At 71.6% G+C, this 17,594-nt stretch carries 16 protein-coding genes and 2 pseudogenes; 9 read left to right on the top strand and 9 right to left on the bottom strand.

From position 1 onward, the window contains the following. Positions 1-148 precede the first annotated feature (148 nt). Positions 149-613, bottom strand: coding sequence for an NUDIX hydrolase (locus ACZ5VC_RS22865; RefSeq protein ID WP_469121878.1), 465 nt, complete (start codon positions 611-613; stop codon positions 149-151). Positions 614-718: 105 nt separating this feature from the next. After that, positions 719-1,050 (bottom strand): annotated as a pseudogene (locus ACZ5VC_RS22870) (helix-turn-helix domain-containing protein); the annotation flags it as partial. A gap of 120 nt (positions 1,051-1,170) precedes the next feature. On the opposite strand from ACZ5VC_RS22870, the gene ACZ5VC_RS22875 reads away from it, so the two are divergent. Next, entirely contained in the window at positions 1,171-1,725 is a 555-nt protein-coding gene (locus tag ACZ5VC_RS22875) for a flavoprotein (protein ID WP_468710172.1), read from the top strand. A 120-nt stretch (positions 1,726-1,845) separates the two neighbouring features. Here ACZ5VC_RS22875 and ACZ5VC_RS22880 read toward each other — a convergent pair. Next, a pseudogene (locus ACZ5VC_RS22880) lies at positions 1,846-2,709 on the bottom strand (sensor domain-containing diguanylate cyclase); the annotation flags it as partial. A gap of 107 nt (positions 2,710-2,816) precedes the next feature. Then, positions 2,817-3,668: a helix-turn-helix domain-containing protein gene (locus ACZ5VC_RS22885; protein ID WP_469121879.1), complete on the bottom strand. Its 852-nt coding sequence runs from the start codon at positions 3,666-3,668 to the stop codon at positions 2,817-2,819. Between ACZ5VC_RS22885 and panD the strand changes: the two genes are divergently transcribed. From panD to ACZ5VC_RS22905, 4 genes are all read left to right on the top strand, one after another. Beyond that, positions 3,655-4,083 (top strand): aspartate 1-decarboxylase, encoded by a 429-nt coding sequence (gene panD / locus ACZ5VC_RS22890; RefSeq protein WP_469121880.1) that lies wholly within the window; start codon positions 3,655-3,657, stop codon positions 4,081-4,083. The genes ACZ5VC_RS22885 and panD overlap by 14 nt on opposite strands. 41 nt (positions 4,084-4,124) lie before the next feature. Beyond that, on the top strand, positions 4,125-4,469 hold the full coding sequence (locus ACZ5VC_RS22895) for a GNAT family N-acetyltransferase (RefSeq protein ID WP_469121881.1): 345 nt from the start codon (positions 4,125-4,127) through the stop codon (positions 4,467-4,469). Then, positions 4,466-5,146 (top strand): aspartate/glutamate racemase family protein, encoded by a 681-nt coding sequence (locus ACZ5VC_RS22900; RefSeq protein ID WP_469121882.1) that lies wholly within the window; start codon positions 4,466-4,468, stop codon positions 5,144-5,146. Before ACZ5VC_RS22895 ends, ACZ5VC_RS22900 begins: the two co-directional genes overlap by 4 nt. 560 nt (positions 5,147-5,706) lie before the next feature. Next, on the top strand, positions 5,707-6,978 hold the full coding sequence (locus tag ACZ5VC_RS22905) for a transglycosylase family protein (RefSeq protein ID WP_469121883.1): 1,272 nt from the start codon (positions 5,707-5,709) through the stop codon (positions 6,976-6,978). On the opposite strand, the gene ACZ5VC_RS22910 is transcribed toward ACZ5VC_RS22905, so the two are convergent. Together ACZ5VC_RS22910 and ACZ5VC_RS22915 are read right to left on the bottom strand one after the other, a co-directional pair. Next, positions 6,859-7,848 carry a DMT family transporter gene (locus ACZ5VC_RS22910; protein ID WP_469121884.1) on the bottom strand — a complete coding sequence of 330 codons (990 nt, stop codon included), beginning with the start codon at positions 7,846-7,848 and terminating at the stop codon, positions 6,859-6,861. The two genes, ACZ5VC_RS22905 and ACZ5VC_RS22910, sit on opposite strands and share 120 nt — an antisense overlap. A gap of 81 nt (positions 7,849-7,929) precedes the next feature. After that, positions 7,930-8,619: a carbonic anhydrase gene (locus tag ACZ5VC_RS22915; protein WP_469121885.1), complete on the bottom strand. Its 690-nt coding sequence runs from the start codon at positions 8,617-8,619 to the stop codon at positions 7,930-7,932. A 146-nt stretch (positions 8,620-8,765) separates the two neighbouring features. Between ACZ5VC_RS22915 and ACZ5VC_RS22920 the strand changes: the two genes are divergently transcribed. Next, complete coding sequence (locus tag ACZ5VC_RS22920; protein WP_469122132.1) at positions 8,766-9,584, top strand: (2Fe-2S)-binding protein; 819 nt, start codon at positions 8,766-8,768, stop codon at positions 9,582-9,584. Between the two features lie 130 nt (positions 9,585-9,714). Next, positions 9,715-11,181, top strand: a complete 1,467-nt coding sequence (locus ACZ5VC_RS22925) for an SDR family NAD(P)-dependent oxidoreductase (RefSeq protein ID WP_469121886.1) — start codon at positions 9,715-9,717, stop codon at positions 11,179-11,181. 91 nt (positions 11,182-11,272) lie between these two features. Here ACZ5VC_RS22925 and ACZ5VC_RS22930 read toward each other — a convergent pair whose 3' ends face one another. From ACZ5VC_RS22930 to ACZ5VC_RS22940, 3 genes are all read right to left on the bottom strand, one after another. Then, complete coding sequence (locus ACZ5VC_RS22930; protein ID WP_468710155.1) at positions 11,273-11,443, bottom strand: hypothetical protein; 171 nt, start codon at positions 11,441-11,443, stop codon at positions 11,273-11,275. Between the two features lie 338 nt (positions 11,444-11,781). Further along, positions 11,782-13,221, bottom strand: coding sequence for a lipase maturation factor family protein (locus ACZ5VC_RS22935; protein WP_469121887.1), 1,440 nt, complete (start codon positions 13,219-13,221; stop codon positions 11,782-11,784). Between the two features lie 39 nt (positions 13,222-13,260). After that, positions 13,261-13,893, bottom strand: coding sequence for a DUF1990 family protein (locus ACZ5VC_RS22940; protein WP_469121888.1), 633 nt, complete (start codon positions 13,891-13,893; stop codon positions 13,261-13,263). Positions 13,894-14,058: 165 nt separating this feature from the next. Here ACZ5VC_RS22940 and ACZ5VC_RS22945 point away from each other — a divergent pair, with 165 nt between their 5' ends. Both ACZ5VC_RS22945 and ACZ5VC_RS22950 read left to right on the top strand, forming a co-directional pair. Then, positions 14,059-15,291, top strand: a complete 1,233-nt coding sequence (locus tag ACZ5VC_RS22945; protein WP_469121889.1) for a DUF6777 domain-containing protein — start codon at positions 14,059-14,061, stop codon at positions 15,289-15,291. 238 nt (positions 15,292-15,529) lie between these two features. Then, positions 15,530-17,515, top strand: coding sequence for a SpoIIE family protein phosphatase (locus ACZ5VC_RS22950; RefSeq protein WP_469122133.1), 1,986 nt, complete (start codon positions 15,530-15,532; stop codon positions 17,513-17,515). Positions 17,516-17,594 lie beyond the last annotated feature (79 nt).

Raw genomic sequence — 17,594 nt, forward strand, 5'->3', positions numbered from 1 at the left:
TGTGGCCTCCGAGCTCCGTCGAGTACGGCTCCACCAGCCTTCACCTTCCGTAGACCACTGCCAAATGGCTGGAGCCAGCTGAGTGTGGACGGACATGCCGAACGGCAAAGTGCTCCTCGGCCCTTGAGGCCGATGAGCGTGCCGGCGATCAGGACGCGCGGATCTGAGTGCTGAGCACGGTGGTGATTGCCTCGACGTTGTCGGCGGTGAACTCGGCCAGCTCCGGCGGCATCAGGTTGAGCTGCCGGATCGCCTCCGCGGTGAACGGAACCCGTACGACGTCGTAGGCGCCGCGCTCGGGTTTGTCGAACTCTGTGCCCGTCCGCGCCGCGATGTCCATCCGCTCCAGGCGCGCGGCGAAGATGTGCTGGACCCCTACGCAGCCCTCCAGCCGGTCGGTGATGAGGTGCACGAGCTCCGCCCTGCTGAGCTCGCCACCGAGTTCCTCGAACACCTCGCGCTGCAGGGCGTCCTCGATGCTCGCGTCGTCGGCCTCGACGCCGCCGCCCACCGTCACCCAGTACGGGGCCTGGCCCGGCTTGGTCCGTTTGATGAGGACGAGCTCCTCGCCGTCCAACAAGATGGCCCTGGCGCTGCGCCTGGTGATCGACATTCCTCATATCCTTCGTCCGTCAGGATGACTGTTGCGATGCCGGATCGACGCGCCTCACTGGCGTCCCGGGTGCTTTCCAGGGGGAGCCTCGGCTCGCTCACACTCGAGTTCCTCGGCCGTGCGTGTGGTGACTTGGGGATCGTCGCCGAGGTCGTACAGGTCGAGGGACTCACGGATGGCCGGATCAGCTCCGCCAGCCGGTCCTCCTGCATCTGCGTCACGTACGGCTGACCCGTCAGCACCGTGACATCGATCCGCAGCGCTCGCGCTACGGCCGCGACGAAGTCCGAGGACGCCGGCCGGGCTCCGCACTCGACCTGGGTGAGCCAGCTGTACGAGTACGGAATCCGGTCGGACAGCTCCCGCTGCGTCAGCCCCGCCAGCCTCCGCTGCTCCTTGATCCGCGTACCGGTGTGGTCCCCGTCCCGCGTCGGCATACCGGACTCCCGTCTCTGACCCGTCACCCGGCACGCTACGCGCTGCTCTCTGCCGCGAGAGGCGGATTCACAAGGGACTCGGCCGAGTTGGCGGCGGCTCGGCTGTGATCGGATACCCTCATGACCACTTCGACCCTGTACCTGTTCAGCAGCGCGGCCCCGCCCGTCTTCGACGTCGCTCGCGTCATCGAGGAAGCGCAGGCCGACGGCTGGGACGTATGCCTCGGTCTCACCCCGACGGCCGCCCGCTGGCTCGCCGACTCCCTCGACGGCCTCGCCGCCCTCACCGGCCACCCCGTCCGCTGGGACTACCGCCTCCCCGGACAGCCGGACGTGTGGCCGAAGCCGGACGCCGTCATTGTCGCGCCGGCGACTTTCAACACGATCAACCAGTGGGCGCTCGGGATCACGGACAAGTGGCTCGTCGGCGTAGTTGCCGAGGGCATCGGCAAGGGCATCCCCATGGCGATGATGCCGTGCGTGAACCGAGCATACGTCGCGCACCCGCAGTTCGAGCGCTCGATCGACGCCCTTCGCGCAGCCGGGGTCCGGGTGCTGTACGGCGAAGGCGGCTTCATCCCGAACGAACCAGGCCAGGGCAATCCCGCCACGTACCCGTGGCGGGCCGCCCTGGATGCCGTCGCCGACAACCTCGGCCCGATCTCCATCGCCTAGCTAGAGGCTGCCTTCGGGCGGAATCCTGACGGCACAACCATGGACCACTCGCAAAAGCCCGAGTCTGCAGATGGTCAAGGAGACAGGGCCTACCTACAGGCCGTCACGAAAGTCCATGCGTCACGTCCGGGCGGGTCCGGGGAGGAGCTTCCTGCCGTGGAGCAGTTCCCCCGAGCGCCCCAGCACCTGGTCGGCGGTGGTGCCGCAGGTCGCCCAGCACAGGATACCGGTCGCCTCCAGGGGGCCGGTACGGAGAGCTTGGCGCAGTCGGGCCACCAGCGTCTCGGCGGGCGCCTTGTCCAGGCCCGGGACGAGGACGACGAACTCGTCTCCTTGGATCCGGGCGAGGACTGCCGGCTCACGGTCTCCCCCATCACCCCGCTCGCGGTCCAGCTCGCTCCCGAGCCGGCCGGCGATCTCCACGAGCGCGGCGTCCCCGGCGGCCCGGCCGTGGCGCGCGTTGTACGGCTTGAACCCGTCGACGCCAAGGTGCAGCACGGTGAGCGTGGGGTTCGGGCCGATCGGCAGGCCCCGGTGCCTGTGGGGCGGGTACGGTTCGAGGCCGTATGGATCGTTCGCCCCGGGGGCCGCGTCCGGTGTGTCGCACAACGAGCGGGCCAGGCGGATCCGTAGCTCCGACTCCGTGCAAAGGCCGGTGAGCTCGTCGAGGGTCGCCCGACGCTCCAGCTCGGACTCGCGCTGTTTCCGCTCGTCCACGTCAATGACATGGGTAAGGAGGAAGCGGGGCCCGTCGGCGGTGTCGGCGACGACGGAGTTGGATACCGAGACCCAGACGTAGGTGCCGTCCCGGCGGGCGAGCCACAGCTCGGCGCTGCCGCCCTCGGCGGAGGTACGGAGCAGGACGCCGAAGTCCTCGGGGTGGACGAGGTCGCTGAACGAGTAGCGGCGCAGCACGGACGGGGGCCGCCCGAGGAGGCGGCACGGCGCATCGTTGACGCGCAGCAGCCGCCCGTGGCTGTCGCCCGGACCGCGGCGGCGATCACGATGGAGGATCTTCACGTGGATCCTGTGCGGCTTCGCCAAATGCCGGTACCGCTGAGCAAGACCTCGACGGCTTGTGGGGACATTGCCTAATGGATCTTCTGCTGCTCCAGCCACTTGAAGATCTCGGCCTTCTTGTACAGCACCTTGGCGTTCCTGCCTCGGCCGAGCTTGTAGCCCTTCAAGCCCAGTTTCGATGCCTCCTTATAGACCCAGCTCGTGGACATGTTGAGCATTGTGGCGACCTCAGAAGTGTCCATAAGGACGGGCTCGACGCTGCGGCGCCTGCCCGACGAGTTGATAGCGGTGCGGGTCTCGTCGGAGTGCGACTGCGGTTCCACGAGCAAGATGCCTCCTTGAGGCTGGCCTGAGCCTGATCGCGGCATCGACTCGCGCTTTGCTCTGGCCGAATTCCAAATGTCCTTGACGCCCGCCCTGTGCCACCGCCAGGAGTCACCGGACGAGCTATAGCCATGGTCATGAGAATCGCCGGTTTGGCTATCCGGCGATCCGCGGCTATGTTGCCGCGCCGCTTCGGCCCCTCGGATTCCTGTTGAACCATTGGGGCCTCTTCCTTTGAGGGGGTGTGGAGGGGCCTGGGCCGGCTGACCCAAGGCGGTGCGCAACCCGGATCCCTGGTGACCGCCCTCGCTCCTGACCTCGGTCCAGACCGCCAGAGTGACGGTGATCACGGACACCCTTCGGGAGGTGGTGCGTAGGCTTGTGCAGTCGTCGCGGTGGGTCCAGGAGGGCGGGCGAAGCTCTCCCGCAATCACCTGGCGGCACGTCAGGAAAGTCGGCAAGTGGTCAGCATCAGTCCTGGAGAACCCGGGAACGCTGTCCGGACATGCGACTCGTTGTAAGGTAGGGAAACCGCCCTTGACCTGCATAAATGCAGGCAGGGAGCATGAATCCAGGAGTACCTCGATGCTGCGTACCATGTTCAAGTCCAAGATCCACCGGGCCACCGTGACCCAGGCCGACCTGCACTACGTCGGATCTGTCACCGTCGACGCCGATCTCATGGAGGCCGCCGACCTCCTCCCCGGCGAGCTCGTCCACATCGTCGACATCGACAACGGCGCCCGCCTGGAGACGTATGTCATCGAGGGGGAGCGCGGCTCCGGGGTCATCGGGATCAACGGCGCCGCCGCTCATCTCGTCCACCCCGGTGATCTGGTGATTCTCATCAGCTACGCCCAGGTCGAGGACGCCGAGGCGCGGGCGCTCGTGCCCCGTGTGGTGCACGTCGACGGGGACAACAAGATCGTGGAGCTGGGAGCCGACGCGTCCGCGCCGGTGCCCGGAAGCGACACGGCACGCAGCCCGCACGCCGTTCCGGCGTCGCGGGTCTGAGAAACGGCCCGGCAGGGCCGCCAGGCACGAGGGGGGACGGTATGGCAGATCTCGACATCCGCGACGACCGGGCGAAGGGGCGGCTGGAGGCGTACGAGAACGACACCTATGTGGGCGGCATCGTCTACTTCGTTCTCGGCGCCGAGCCGCACGCGCTGGTCGCCGTCCACACGGTGGTCGAGGAGGGCAACGAGGGCAAGGGCATCGCCGGGTCCCTGGTGAGGGAGTTCTACCGGATCGCCGCCCGCGAGGGCGTCCCCGTCGTGCCGCTGTGCCCGTACGCCGCCGCGTGGGCCGAACGCCATCCCGACGAGGCCCCGCGGCCGGCCGACGACGTCGCCCAAGCCGCCAGGAGCGAGCTGAAGGCGTCACCGGAGCTCCGGTGACGCTCGCGCTGCTGCACACCTCACCGGTGCATGTGCCGGTCTTCGACGCCCTGCGCGACCGGGAGCATCCCGGGCTCGTCCTGCGGCACCTCGTCGCCGAGGAGCTGCTCGTACGCGCCCGGGAGTGCGGCCCCGGCGCCGTCGGGGACCAGGTCGCGGCGGCGCTCGCGGGCGCCGTGGCGGAAGGGGCCTCGGCGGTGCTGTGCACCTGCTCCACGATCGGCGGGGTGGCGGAGGCCGCCTCGCCCGGGCTCGGTGTGCCCGTGCTGCGGGTGGACCGGCCGATGGCCGAGCGGGCCGCCCGAGCGGGCCGGATCGTGGTGGTCGCCTCGGTGGAGAGCACGTTCGGGCCCACGGTGGCCCTGATCCAGGAAGAGGCGGGCAGGCGCACGCCGGCGGACCGCACTCGGGGAACCAGGCCCGCGCAGGTCCGCACTCCGCGCATCCGCACCCTGCTGGCCGAGGGGGCCTGGACGCTGTTCGAGGCCGGTGACCGGGACGGTTATCTGGACGCCGTGGCGGCCGCCGTCGACTCCGTGCCGCCGGGGGAGGCCGATGTCGTCGTCCTGGCGCAGGCCTCGATGGCGGACGCGGCAGGCCGGGCGCGCACCACCATCCCCGTGCTGTCCAGCCCGCGCCTCGGTCTCGCGGCGGGGGCCGAAGCCGTACGCCGATGAGTGGAACCCGGCGAGCCGGGGAAGCCGCAACGGGAGAACCTGGAGATGCACGGCCTGCCGAGAGACGTGGCCGACCAATCTGAGGGGCCTCTCATGACTCAGCCCGACCCCAACCCCATGCCCCCGTCGCCCGTCCCGCCTCCGGGACCGGTTCCCCCCGGCCCCACGCCGGGACCGGTGCCGCCCCCGCCCACCCCCGGGCCGCCGACCCCCGGGCCGCCGACCCCCGCGCCCACTCCGCCGCCGAAACCGGGTCCGCCGACGCCCGGGCCCGTGCCGACGCCCACCCCGCCGCCGGTACCGACGCCCGACCCGATTCCGCAGCCGCCGGAGCCGACCCCCGTCCCCGAACCCGAACCCACCCCCACTCCCTCGCCCGCTCCCGAGCCGTAACGGTCGCCGCGCCCCGGCGGCGACCGGCGCGGAGGCGGGGCGGCGGAGGCCCTCCGGGCCCAAGGACGCACAGACGGACGGAGCCTGACGCTCCGTCCGCCCCCTTGTCATGGCCCGTTCCGAGCGCCTAGGTTTGGCGGCTGCCGAGGCGTAATAGGGGGGTCCCAATGGCCTTACGCGGACGACACCGCCGGTACCAGCCGAGCCGTATCAACCGGGCGTCGCTCACCCTCACCGCGGGTGGTGCGGGTATGGCGCTTCCCCTGATCGGCGCGGGCACCGCCCACGCCGCGTCGGTGGATGTCTGGGAGAAGGTCGCGGCCTGCGAGTCCACCAACAACTGGAAGATCAATACCGGCAACGGCTACTACGGCGGTCTCCAGTTCAGCCAGTCCACCTGGGAGCAGTACGGCGGCACCCACTACGCGCCCCGTGCCGATCTCGCCTCCAAGGACCAGCAGATCGCGATAGCCGAGAAGGTCCTCAAGGGGCAGGGGCCACGCGCCTGGCCGGTCTGTTCGACGCGCGCCGGCCTCACCCGCGGCGGGGGCGCCCCCGAGATCGCGCCCGAGAAGCGCCGCGGGACCACATCGGTGCCGCGCCAGACGCGCTCGGGCAGCGCCGCACCGCCCAAGAGACCCTCCGCGACCCCGCCGCCGGCGACGCCGACCACCGTGCCGACCGTCCGGCGGAGCTACACCGTGGCGCCCGGTGACTCGCTCTCCGCCATCGCCGAGAGGAAGCGGGTCGAGGGCGGTTGGCAGCCGCTGTACGAGGCGAACCGGACCGTCGTCGGCAGCGACCCCGATCTGATTCACCCCGGCCAGAAGCTGACCCTGAGGATCGCGGCGCCCCGGCCGCCCGTGCCCGGCACCGGCACCACGCCGCCCGCGACCAGGCCGACGCCGAAGCCGAAGACGACCACGAAGCCGCCCACGAGCACCAAGCCCGTGACGAAGCCGGTCACGCAGACCCGGCCCGTCACCAAGCCCGTGACCAAGCCGGCGCCGCAGAAGCCCCGGGAGACACACCGGACCGGCTTCAGCGCCCCCGTCGACGCGCGCGCCGGAACGCCCTACCACAAGAGCGGTTCCTCCTGGTCCAGCGGCTATCACACCGGAGTCGACTTCCCCGTCCCCACCGGCACGTCGGTCAAGGCCGTCGCCCCGGGCCGGGTGGTCTCCGCCGGCTGGGGCGGAGCGTACGGCTACCAGATCGTCATCCGGCACGACGACGGCAAGTACAGCCAGTACGCGCATCTGTCGGCGCTGGCCGTCCGTGCGGGACAGACGGTCAACAGCGGGCAGCGGATAGGCCGTTCAGGTTCCACCGGCAACAGCACCGGACCGCATCTCCATTTCGAGGTGCGGACGGGTCCCGGATACGGGTCCGACATCGACCCCGTCGCCTATCTCAGGTCGGGGGGCGTCTCGCTCTGAGCCGGCCCGATCACCGAAGGGTGTCCTGGCGGGCGCGTCGCGGGGTGCGGAGAGCCGTTCCGTCGTGAGCAGGACCAGCCCGCTCGCCGCGACCACCCCGAAGCTCAGGGCGATCACGCTGCCGCCCGATCCGTAGCGGAAGTCCTCGCCGAACAGGGTCAGGCCGATCGCCGCGGCCACCACCGGGTTGACGACGGTGACGGTGGCCAGGGGGGCGGCGAGTCCGGCGCCCCGGTAGGACGCCTGGGAGAGCAGCAGGCCCGAGACCGCGAAGCCGGCCGTCGCCAGCATGCTCGGCCACTGCTCCAGGGGGGCGCGCGCCGTCCAGTCCACCGCGACGATCTTGGTGAACACCGAGGCGTTGCCGAAAGCCACGCCCGCCGCGCCGGCCAGGATCACGCTGCGCAGCACCGGACGGCGCGTGCGCAGCGCGGCCAGGAAGAGCAGGCCCACCGCCGCGAAGGCCGAGACGGCCAGTACCAGCCGCTCGTCGCCGCCGAGCGTGTGCGAGCGGGAGGGGCCGGTCAGGGTCAGCATCCCGGCGAGGCCCACGGTCGCCATGACCGCGCCGCGCCAGGCGGTGGCGCCCGCCCGGCGCCCGACGAAGAGCGCGGCCATCGGCAGCGCGAACACGATCGTCAGGGCGCCGAGCGGCTGGACGACGCTGAGCGGCCCGTAGGCGAGCGCCGCCACGTGCAGGGCCGCTCCCACTCCGTTGAGGAGGACCGACACCCACCAGAAGCCGTTGCGCAGGGGCGCGTACGCCCCACTGCCCGCGGTGGCCGCGACGCGCTCCTGGACGATCGCCCCGGCCGCGTAGGCGACCGCGGAGACCAGGGCGAGAAGCACGGACAGCGCGAGGGGGCTCATGGGTCAACTGTGACGCGTGACGCGCCCGGACGTCGTCGTCCCTGAGCACGCAATCGGTCGTACTGCCGTAGGAGTACGGGACTACGACCGGGGATGGGGGTGCGGCGCGGGGCCGAAGGCGACCCGGCCGGTGTCGAGGTCGAAGCGGGCGCCGACCACGACCGCGCCGTCGAACGCGCGATCGGATTCCAGTCGCCGCTGCACCCGGGCCACATTGGCCCGCACTGTGTTCTCCACCCAGTCGCCGGGCAGGTTCCGGGTCTCCCGGGCGGCCGGGGCTATCTCCTCCACCACCCGCGCCAGATGGCCTTCGACGGGTATGCCGGTACGCACGTACTCGACGGCGGCGGCCGCGGCGCCGCAGCGCTCGTGGCCGAGGACGACGACGAGCCGTACGGCGAGCTCCTCCACGCCGAACTGGACACTGCCAAGGACCGCTTCGTCCAGGGCCTGTCCCGCGGAGCGGACGACGAGCAGATCGCCGAGCCCCTGGTCGAAAACGAGCTCCGGCGGGACGCGCGAGTCGATGCACCCCAGGACGATCGCGAAGGGGTGCTGGGCCGTCGCCACCTCGCGGCGCCGGTGGGCGTCCTCGTGCGGATGGCGCTGGCGCAGGGCGGCGAAGCGGGCATTGCCCGCCCGTAACGCGGCGAGCGCGCGGGCGGGATCGGCTCCGGGGGCGCCGGACGGCGTGGCCCGGGGTGTCGTGTGCGCCGGGGCCGCCGCCCGTGCGGCGGGCACGGTGGCGGCGAAGGCGGCGGTGGCGGTCATGGTCAGGACGGAACGTCGGCTGCGATGATTCACGCCGTCAGCGTCACGGTCCGCCGGTGTCCGGATGTCAGGCTTTGGCCTGGCCTTTACCGGATCGTTATCGGACGCGCGTCCGGCTCGCGGGGAGGGTGAACGAAGTGCAGGAGATGGATCTCGCGGAGACGGCCTCTGTCGGCGGCTTCTTCGTCCTCCGCACGACCCCTCCGAAGGACGGCACCCATGTCCCGCTGTCGGAGGTCTACGCGCCCGCGTCCGGCGCCCCCGCCACCGGCGAGCCGGAGGGTGCGCCGCCGGGCATCGCGTTTGGCACCGGGTCGCTTGCCGCGCCGGGCATCTCATCCGGCATGCCGTCCGCCATCCCGCCGGGGCACCCCGCGTCCGGCCCCCTGGCCGACCGTGTCGCCACCGTCGTCGACCGGCTGGACGTCCCCGAGCGTCGCGTCGGGGCCTCGCTCGCACACCTCGGGCTCGCTGCGCGCCTCTGGTCGCTCGCTCTGGGCTCCGCGGCGCTGCACGGTGTCCTTCCCGCCCTCGAGCCGGACACCCTCCACTGGGACGGGCGGCTCACCTCGCCGGACGACCTGTGGTGGTCCGGCCGGGGGAGCAGGCCCGGGACCGCCGAGGAGATCCGCGCCGTGGTCCAGTACGGCCATCTCGTGCCGCTCGGGGAGGCCCTGCGGCGCGACGGCCGGATCTCGCCCCGGCTGCTGTGGGGCAACGCCGGCTCCGCCCTCGCCGGATCCGTACGGGAGCTGACGCGCTGGGCGCGTGCGCGAAACCGCCCGCAGGTGGCCGAGCGGGCCGCGTCGCTCGCCGCCGAGCTGTTCGCCCACCCGGATCTGGCCGGTACGGTCCAGGGCCCCGCCCTGAGGCGCACGACCTGCTGCCTCTACTACCGCAGCCCGGCCGGCGGGCTCTGCGGCGACTGCGTCTTCGACCGGCCGCCGCGCCGCACACCCGCCTGAACGCGCCGCTGGGCCTGCCGGAACCCGGGTCCTGCTTTCCGTTTGGCGTCCAGGGCCCCCGCTCACGTAAAGTTCCGCTTTTGAAGTGTGTGATGTGCGCACGTACGAGTGATCGAGGAACGCGACAGCCATGACGGTGACAGAAGAGACCCAGGTGTACGGGCCGGGCATCGACCCCGAGCGCCTGGCCGTCTGCCTGAGCGTCCTCGACGAACTCGACAAGCTCGACGTGGACCACCCCGACGCGATCGCCGTCCGCCGCGCCACCGCCGGTATCTACCGGACCGTGAAGCAGCGCCGCCGCCAGGAGCGCCGGGCCGCCAAGACAGCCCACGACAAGGCGGTCACCGAGGCCACCGCGACCGGCTCCGCCGAGCGCATCGACGACGAGACGCAGGGGCTCCTGCCGTCCTCCTCCGTGCTCGGCGAGATCGCGGGCATACTCCAGCGCCCCCGGTCCTGCTACATCTGCAAGACCCGGTACGTCGAGGTCGACGCCTTCTACCACCAGCTCTGCCAGGACTGCGCCGCCGAGAACCGCGCCCGCCGCGACGCCCGTACCGACCTCGTCGGCAAGCGCGCCCTGCTCACCGGCGGCCGCGCCAAGATCGGCATGTACATCGCGCTGCGGCTGCTGCGCGACGGCGCCCACACCACGATCACGACCCGCTTCCCCAACGACGCGATCCGCCGCTTCAAGGCGATGCCGGACAGCGACGAGTGGATCCACCGGCTCAAGATCGTCGGTATCGACCTCCGCGACCCCGCGCAGGTCGTCGCCCTCGCCGACTCGGTCGCCGCCGAGGGCCCCCTCGACATCCTGATCAACAACGCCGCCCAGACCGTACGGCGTTCCCCGCAGGCCTACAGCGAACTGGTGGCCGCCGAGTCCGCGCCGCTGCCCGCCGGTGAGCTGCCGCCCGCGCAGATCATCGGTACGTTCGGAAGCGGCACCGTGGACGCCGTGGCGGCGCTGCCGTCCGCCCGCCGCGGCGACGGCCTCACCGCACAGGACGTGACCGAGCTGGCGCTCGTCACGGGGTCGGCCTCGCTGGAGCGCATCGCGGCCGGTACCGCGATCGACGCCGGCGGTCTGGTCCCCGACCTGCACGACACCAACAGCTGGATCCAGACCGTCTCCGAGGTCGACCCGGTCGAGCTGCTCGAAGTGCAGCTGTGCAACTCCACCGCGCCGTTCATCCTCATCAGCCGCCTGCGCCCGGCCATGGCCGCCTCGGGCGCCAAGCGGACCTATGTGGTCAACGTCTCCGCGATGGAGGGCGTCTTCAGCCGCGGCTACAAGGGCGCCGGCCACCCGCACACCAACATGGCGAAGGCCGCGCTCAACATGCTCACGCGCACCAGCGCGCAGGAGATGTTCGAGTCCGACGGCATTCTGATGACCGCCGTCGACACCGGCTGGATCACCGACGAGCGCCCGCACCCGGACAAGATGCGGCTCGCCGAGGAGGGCTTCCACGCCCCGCTCGACCTGATCGACGGCGCGGCGCGCGTCTACGACCCGATCGTGCGCGGCGAATCCGGCGAGGACCTCTACGGCTGCTTCCTCAAGGACTACGCGCCCGCGAACTGGTAGGCCCGCCCGGTCCCGGAAGGGGCCGGCGGCTCCGCGCGGACACACCTGTGCCCCGGCCTTCCGGCCGGGGCACAGGTGCGAAGCGTGCGACTCAGTCGATTCCTGGCAGGATGTGCGGCTCAGCGAGGTCGTCCTCGTAGCCGGCCAGCCGGATGGGTGCGGATCTGGCCCACACCTCGAGGCTTCCCAACTCACCGGACGCCTTCGTCCGCTCCCGGCGTTCCGCCGGGCGCTGTTCCTGCTTCGTCAGTTCTGGTGTCACCGCGCACTCCTTCGTGTCGCGTACCAATGGGGAAGGGACCGTTCGGTCGCGGTGGCGCCGGTCTTCGGGCGGGACCGCGACCTGGTTGGAGGTCTGTCCCCAGGCCGGCTCAGGGGCGTTTGTGGATCCCTGTTGGCCGACCGTACGCCCCAGAGTAACCAAATGAGCGCCGTCCCGCTCGATGGGGCCCATTTCTGGGGTGCATTCCGGACACGGATCCGCCTGTAAGGGGGATCCTGTTCGACAGTGTGCGCCCTGTGAACGAATACCGCCCTTCGGTGACATCAGGGGCCCCTCCAGCCCCGGGTGCCACGTCGGCGCCGCCGCTGGCGCGGCCCTCAGGTCCGCTCGCGTGTGGCGTCCTCGGCCCGGGCGCTGAGCCGGGTCGCCGGCATGTACTCGCGCAGATGGGTCCGGTGCCACCAGGCGCCGGTGGCGCGCAGTTCGCTCCAGGTCGTGTACCGGTAGCGGTACAGCCGGGCGCGGACCATCACCGGCGGGCCGTCCGGGAAGGGGTTGTGGCGCAGCAGCCGCAGAGTGTCCCGGTCGCCGTCCAGCAGACGTTCGACGAACGGCCCGAACCAGTCGCGCGCGTAGACCGGGGAGAGCGCCGCGAACCACATCATCCAGTCGAGCCGCAGGTGGTACGGGGCGAACTGGCGCGGCAGGCGCCGCACATCGCCCGGTTTGCCCTTGAACTCGTACTCCCGCCACACCGTCCGCGCGTCGTACACCGGTTCGTCCGTGCCCTCGATGACGATCTCGTCGCGGATCCGGCCGACCGTGCCGAATGCTCCGTAGGTGTTGACGAGGTGGAGGGGGTCGAAGGAGCGGTTCATCGCCTGCCGCCGGGAGAGCAGATTGCGGGCCGGGCGGTAGCTCAGGACCAGGATCAGCGTGGTCAGGGCGGCGACCAGGACCACGTACCAGAGAGGGGGGCCGGGCAGCGCGGGGGCGGCGACGAGGCGCGAGCCGTCGACGGCGGAGAGGGCCAGCACGATGGTCAGCCAGTTCAGCCAGGAGAAGTTGCCCGAGAGCACCAGCCACAGCTGGGTCGCCACGATCACCCCGGCGGCTACGCTCGCGACCGGCTGCGGGGTGAACAGCAGGACCGGGACCAGGAGCTGGACCACGTGATTGGCCCCCGCCTCCACCCGGTGCAGAGGGCGCGGCAGATGATGGAAGAACCAGCTCAGCGGGCCCGGCATCGGCTGGGTCTCGTGGTGGTAGTACAGGCAGGTGAGATTCCGCCAGCACTGGTCGCCGCGGATCTTGATCAGCCCCGCTCCGAACTCCACCCGGAACAGCAGCCAGCGCAGCAGCCACATCACCAGGACGGGAGGAGCGGTGCGTTCATTGCCGAGGAAGACCGCGAGGAAGCCCGTCTCCAGGAGCAGTGATTCCCAGCCGAAGCCGTACCAGGTCTGCCCCACGTTGACGATCGACAGGTACAGCACCCACAGCGCGGCCCAGAGCAGCATCGCGACCGCGAGCGGCACCTCGTCACCCGCGCCGGCGACGAGCGCGAGCGAGACCACCACCCCGGTCCAGGCGCAGAGCGCGAAGAGCCGGTCCGAGTAGCGCAGCCGGAAGAGCGTCGGCGCCTGGCGTGCGGGGACCCGGCGCAGGTACTCCGGCACCGGGAGCATGCCGCGCTCGCCGATCAGGGCCCGGAACTGGAGGACGGCGCTCAGGAAAGCGACCAGGTAGAGGCCCGCGAGAGCGCGCTGGAACACGATCCTGCTCAGCCAGTACTCGGGTGCGGTGAACCACTCCATCTCGTCCAGTATCGGTCGCGGCGGCTCCCGCGTCGCCTCTCAGCCCGCGGCGATCCGGGTCAGCGTGCGGCCCAGGTGGCGGGCGTACGCGCGCTGCAGCGGGGGCACCAGAGGGCCGGCGAGACGCGCGTACCAGGCCGCGGGCCGGCTGAACGCCGTGACCGTGAACCAGACCGAGCCGTCCTCCAGGATGTCCACGATGAACGACTCCTCGCCCGACTCCGGGTGACCGGTCAGGGTGCCGTAGGCGAAACCGGCGCGGTCCTTCCCGTACGCCGTCCAGATGACCTCGCACGGGGCGGTCACGCGCACCGGGCCGAGGCCGAGCGAGACCTCGAGGGTGACGCCGGGGTCGGCTCGCACGGCGGCCGCTCGTATCCGCACGCCCGACCGTCGGTGCATCCGCCAGGTGGTGACGGCGGCGCCCGCGGCCTCGAAGGCGGCCCGGCCCTGACCGATCCGGGACATGTGGTGGAGGTGGTGGTAGCCCCGGGGCAGCGGCGTGCGGGCGGTCGCACCCACGTGGGGGTAGCTGAGCACCGGCTTCACCGGGGTGGCGGACTGGGTCGCCCTCCGTATGGCCGGGAAACCTGGGGCGCCGGTCCGGCGCAGCCCGGCCCGGACGATGACCAGCATGCCCAGCGTCACGATAAGTCCGACCAGTACGGACATGCGAACCACTCCAGGATTGAACGCGTTCAACTCGATGCCCAGAGCGTAGAGGGTTGCTTGAACACGTTCAAGAGTGGAGTGGGGCGGCCCGTCTCCGTTTGCGGGGCGGCGCAGCATCCGGCAGAGATGGGAGGAACAACTCAAGGTGGAAGGCGGGAGATTCTGGTGCGCTCACCCACACGCCGTCGCCATGCCCTCCTCGCCACGCTTGTTGCCGCGGCCTTGGTCTCGGGCTGCGGCGGAGGCGGCGGCGACCGGGAGAAGACGGGGACGGAAGCGAAAGAGGTCTTCCTCGAGCCGGTCGCGGCCCAGGGATCCGACCCCTTCACCGCCTCCACCGTCGCTCCCTCCGCGACCGCCACCCCACCGGCCCGGCCGCTCTCCGCGCCGCAGGCGTCGTCCAACAACCCCGCGACGCGCGCCGTCACCGGCTCCACACCGGGCCTGTACGGCGGTACGCGCACCCTCTCCAGCTGTGACATCGAGCGCCAGGTCCGCTTCCTCACCGACGACGTCGTCAAGGCCCGCGCCTTCTCCCAAGCCGCCGGGATCAGCGAGGCCAACCTCGCCAACTGGCTGCGCGGCCTCACCCCCGTGGTCCTGCGCGTCGACACCCGTGTCACCAACCACGGCTACCGGTCCGGCGCCGCGATCGCCTTCCAGTCCGTCCTGCAGACGGGAACGGCCGTCCTCGTCGACCAGTACGGCGCTCCGCGCGTCCGCTGCGCCTGCGGTAACCCGCTGCGCAATCCGGTCTCCTTCGACGGGGCGGTCCACCGGGGCAAGCCCTGGCCCGGCTACGACCCCGCCCGGGTCGTCGTCATCAACCCCACCCAGATGATCATCAACAGTCTGGTGATCGTGAACGCCTCCGACCGCACCTGGATCGAGCGGAAGACGGGCACCGGCGGAGAGGCCGACACCAGGCCCGCCGTGGATCCGCCGTGCGATCCCGACGAGTGCCATCTGATCGCGTCCGCACCCCCGCCCGACTCCCACGCTTCCGGGGACGGCACCCGTCCGCCCCGCTCCACCTCACCCGACCGCTCCGAGCCGGGAACCCCCGATTCACCCGGCCGGGAGGAGACGACGACCGATCCTCCGCCGCCCGCCGCCGACTGTCCGGGCATGGATTTCACCTCCCCCGTGCCGGACGGCCCGTCCCCGCTGGTCCCGCCCGGCTGCCCCGCCCCGGACTGGACGGCCCCCGACACCGGCGATCTCGTCCCGCCGCTGCCGCCGACCGAGCCCGAGTACCCGACCGAACCGGAGTACCCGACCGAACCGCAGCTCCCGCCCGGTGAGGAGCTCCCGCCCGGTGATGTGCTCCCGCCAGAACCGGAGCCGGAGTACGAGCAGGCCCACACGTCCGACCGGCCCGAGACCTTCGAGGGCTGAGGTCCGCCGCGTACCCGCCCCGCCCCCGATCTCGACGCGAGGCCCGGGGGCGGGGCCCTCGCCCGCCGGTGCCTGGCGGCCCGCCTGGCGTCGCCCGCATGCGCCCGCCCGGGGCTCCGCCTAGCGTGGGGCCATGGATGCGGGTTCAGGGGGCGGCAAGTCGGTCGAGTCCTGCGACTGCGGGCCGTCGGCGGGCATGAACTGCCGCTTTCTCGCGGAGTTCGGGCCCCAGTTCCACATGGGCCGGTTCGACTGGGACCTCGACAGCGGCCTGATGGAGATGGACCCGTCCGCCCTCGGGGTGTTCGACATGGAGCCCGCCGACTACGACGGAAACCCCGCCACGCTCGCCCCCCGTGTCAGCTCCGACGAGGCCACCCGGCTGGACTCGCTGGTCACCCAGGCGCTCAAGGACGGCAGCTCCCATTACGGCGCGTACTTCCGTGTCCGCTGCCGCGACGGACGCGTGCGCTGGACCCACACCCAGGGCATCATCCGGCGTGACGGGACCGGCCGGCCGCGCCGCATCCTCGGCGTCGTCCGCGACGCCACCGACGAGCTGGCCGACTCGGCCGCCCGGCTCGGTCTCGACGAGGAGCGCCGCAGACGCACGAGCGTCGTGGAGTCGACCACGGCCGCCCTCGCCCACGCCCGTACCGTCCAGGACATCATCGACCTGCTCAATGACCAGCACGGCCTGGAGTACTTCGGCGCCACCAGCCTCGTCATGGGGCTCCTGGAGGCGGGCCGCATCCACCTGGTCGCCGAAGGGCCCGACGACGCCTTCGTGCCCGGCACCCGCTTCACCCGGGTGGACGAGGCGTACCCGATGAGCGAGGTCGTGCGGACCCTGGCGCCCCGCTTCATCGAATCGCCCCGCGACTTCGCCGAGTCCTACCCGGCTCTGTGGCCGCACATCAGCGGGCTCGGGATCACCGCCGCCGCCTATCTCCCGCTGATCGCCCAGGCCCGGCCCATCGGCGCGCTCGGGCTGCTCTACAACGACCGGACGGGATTCACCGCCGACGAACGCAATGTGCTGGTGGCGCTCGGCAGCAGCATCGCCCAGAGCCTCCAGCGCGCGATGCTCTTCGAGCAGGAACACGACCTCGCCGAGGGGCTCCAGCAGGCGATGCTGCCCCGCCGCATCCCCGAGGTGCCCGGCGCGCACATCGCCGTCCGCTACCGCTCGGCGCGGCTCGGCCGGGACATCGGCGGTGACTGGTACGACGTCATCCCGCTGCCCGGGGGCAGGGTCGGCGCGGTCATCGGAGACGTCCAGGGGCACGACACCCACGCGGCCGCCGTCATGGGGCAGCTGCGGATCGTGCTGCGCGCCTACGCGGCCGAGGGGCACACCCCGGCCACCGTGATGGCGCGCGCCTCGGTCTTCCTCCACGAGCTGGACACCGACCGCTTCGCGACGTGCACCTATGTGGAGGCGGACCTCGTGACCGGGGTGGCGCAGGTGGTGCGGGCGGGTCATGTCGAACCGCTCCTCCAGGACACCGACGGCAGCTGCCGGCGGCTGCCCGTGCCGGGCGGACTCCCGCTGGGTCTCTCCGCCGAGTTCGGCCGGCTCGACTATCCGGTCAGCACACTGGAGGTCGATCCCGGCCAGACCCTGCTGCTCTTCACCGACGGCCTGGTCGAGACGCCCGGGTCGGACCTCGACGACGGCATGCAGTGGCTGGCCGCGCTGGTACGGCGAGGGCCCCGGGACCTCCAGCAGCTCGCCGACCAGCTGTGCGAGGTCGTCGACGAACGGGGCGGGGACGACGACGTGGCCATCCTGCTGCTGCGCCGCCGGGGCGCGTACTTCCCGCAGGCGGGCGGCCGCCTCCAGCAGCACGTCGGGCAGAGCGACCCCGAGGCGCTGAGGTCCGCCCGGCACATGATCCGGGCGGCCGTACGGGCCTGGGGCGCCAAGGAGCGCGCTGACGAGATCGAACTGGTCGCGGACGAGCTGATCACCAACGCCCTGTTGCACACCGACGGCGGGGCCATCGTGACTCTCCGGATGCTGAACGGCCCCGAGCGGCGGCTGCGGGTGGAGGTCGAGGACCGTTCCAGCGCGCTGCCGCGCCGTCGTGAGGCGGGGGAGTCGGGCCTCTCGGGGCGGGGACTGCTGCTGGTCGACCAACTGGCGGACGCGTGGGGTGTGGAGTCGCGCGGCAGCGGCAAGTGCGTCTGGTGCGAGTTCATGGTGCCCAGCCGGGAGTGACGGCAGGACGACCCGCCGGCACAACCGCTGTTAACTGTGCGTGAACTGATCGTACTTGACCGTAACCGACCGCAAGCGA

It is taken from the genome of Streptomyces sp. NPDC033174 (assembly GCF_055577795.1).

Bases quoted from the DNA above. Each gene is read 5' to 3' on its own strand.
- ACZ5VC_RS22895 (WP_469121881.1), top strand. From the start codon at position 4,125: ATGGCAGATCTCGACATCCGCGACGACCGGGCGAAGGGGCGGCTGGAG.
- ACZ5VC_RS22885 (WP_469121879.1), bottom strand. From the start codon at position 3,668: ATGGTACGCAGCATCGAGGTACTCCTGGATTCATGCTCCCTGCCTGCA.
- ACZ5VC_RS22920 (WP_469122132.1), top strand. From the start codon at position 8,766: ATGGATCTCGCGGAGACGGCCTCTGTCGGCGGCTTCTTCGTCCTCCGC.
- ACZ5VC_RS22910 (WP_469121884.1), bottom strand. From the start codon at position 7,848: ATGAGCCCCCTCGCGCTGTCCGTGCTTCTCGCCCTGGTCTCCGCGGTC.
- ACZ5VC_RS22875 (WP_468710172.1), top strand. From the start codon at position 1,171: ATGACCACTTCGACCCTGTACCTGTTCAGCAGCGCGGCCCCGCCCGTC.
- ACZ5VC_RS22940 (WP_469121888.1), bottom strand. From the start codon at position 13,893: ATGTCCGTACTGGTCGGACTTATCGTGACGCTGGGCATGCTGGTCATC.
- ACZ5VC_RS22950 (WP_469122133.1), top strand. From the start codon at position 15,530: ATGGGCCGGTTCGACTGGGACCTCGACAGCGGCCTGATGGAGATGGAC.
- ACZ5VC_RS22935 (WP_469121887.1), bottom strand. From the start codon at position 13,221: ATGGAGTGGTTCACCGCACCCGAGTACTGGCTGAGCAGGATCGTGTTC.
- ACZ5VC_RS22865 (WP_469121878.1), bottom strand. From the start codon at position 613: ATGTCGATCACCAGGCGCAGCGCCAGGGCCATCTTGTTGGACGGCGAG.
- ACZ5VC_RS22905 (WP_469121883.1), top strand. From the start codon at position 5,707: ATGGCCTTACGCGGACGACACCGCCGGTACCAGCCGAGCCGTATCAAC.
- ACZ5VC_RS22925 (WP_469121886.1), top strand. From the start codon at position 9,715: ATGACGGTGACAGAAGAGACCCAGGTGTACGGGCCGGGCATCGACCCC.
- panD (WP_469121880.1), top strand. From the start codon at position 3,655: ATGCTGCGTACCATGTTCAAGTCCAAGATCCACCGGGCCACCGTGACC.
- ACZ5VC_RS22915 (WP_469121885.1), bottom strand. From the start codon at position 8,619: ATGACCGCCACCGCCGCCTTCGCCGCCACCGTGCCCGCCGCACGGGCG.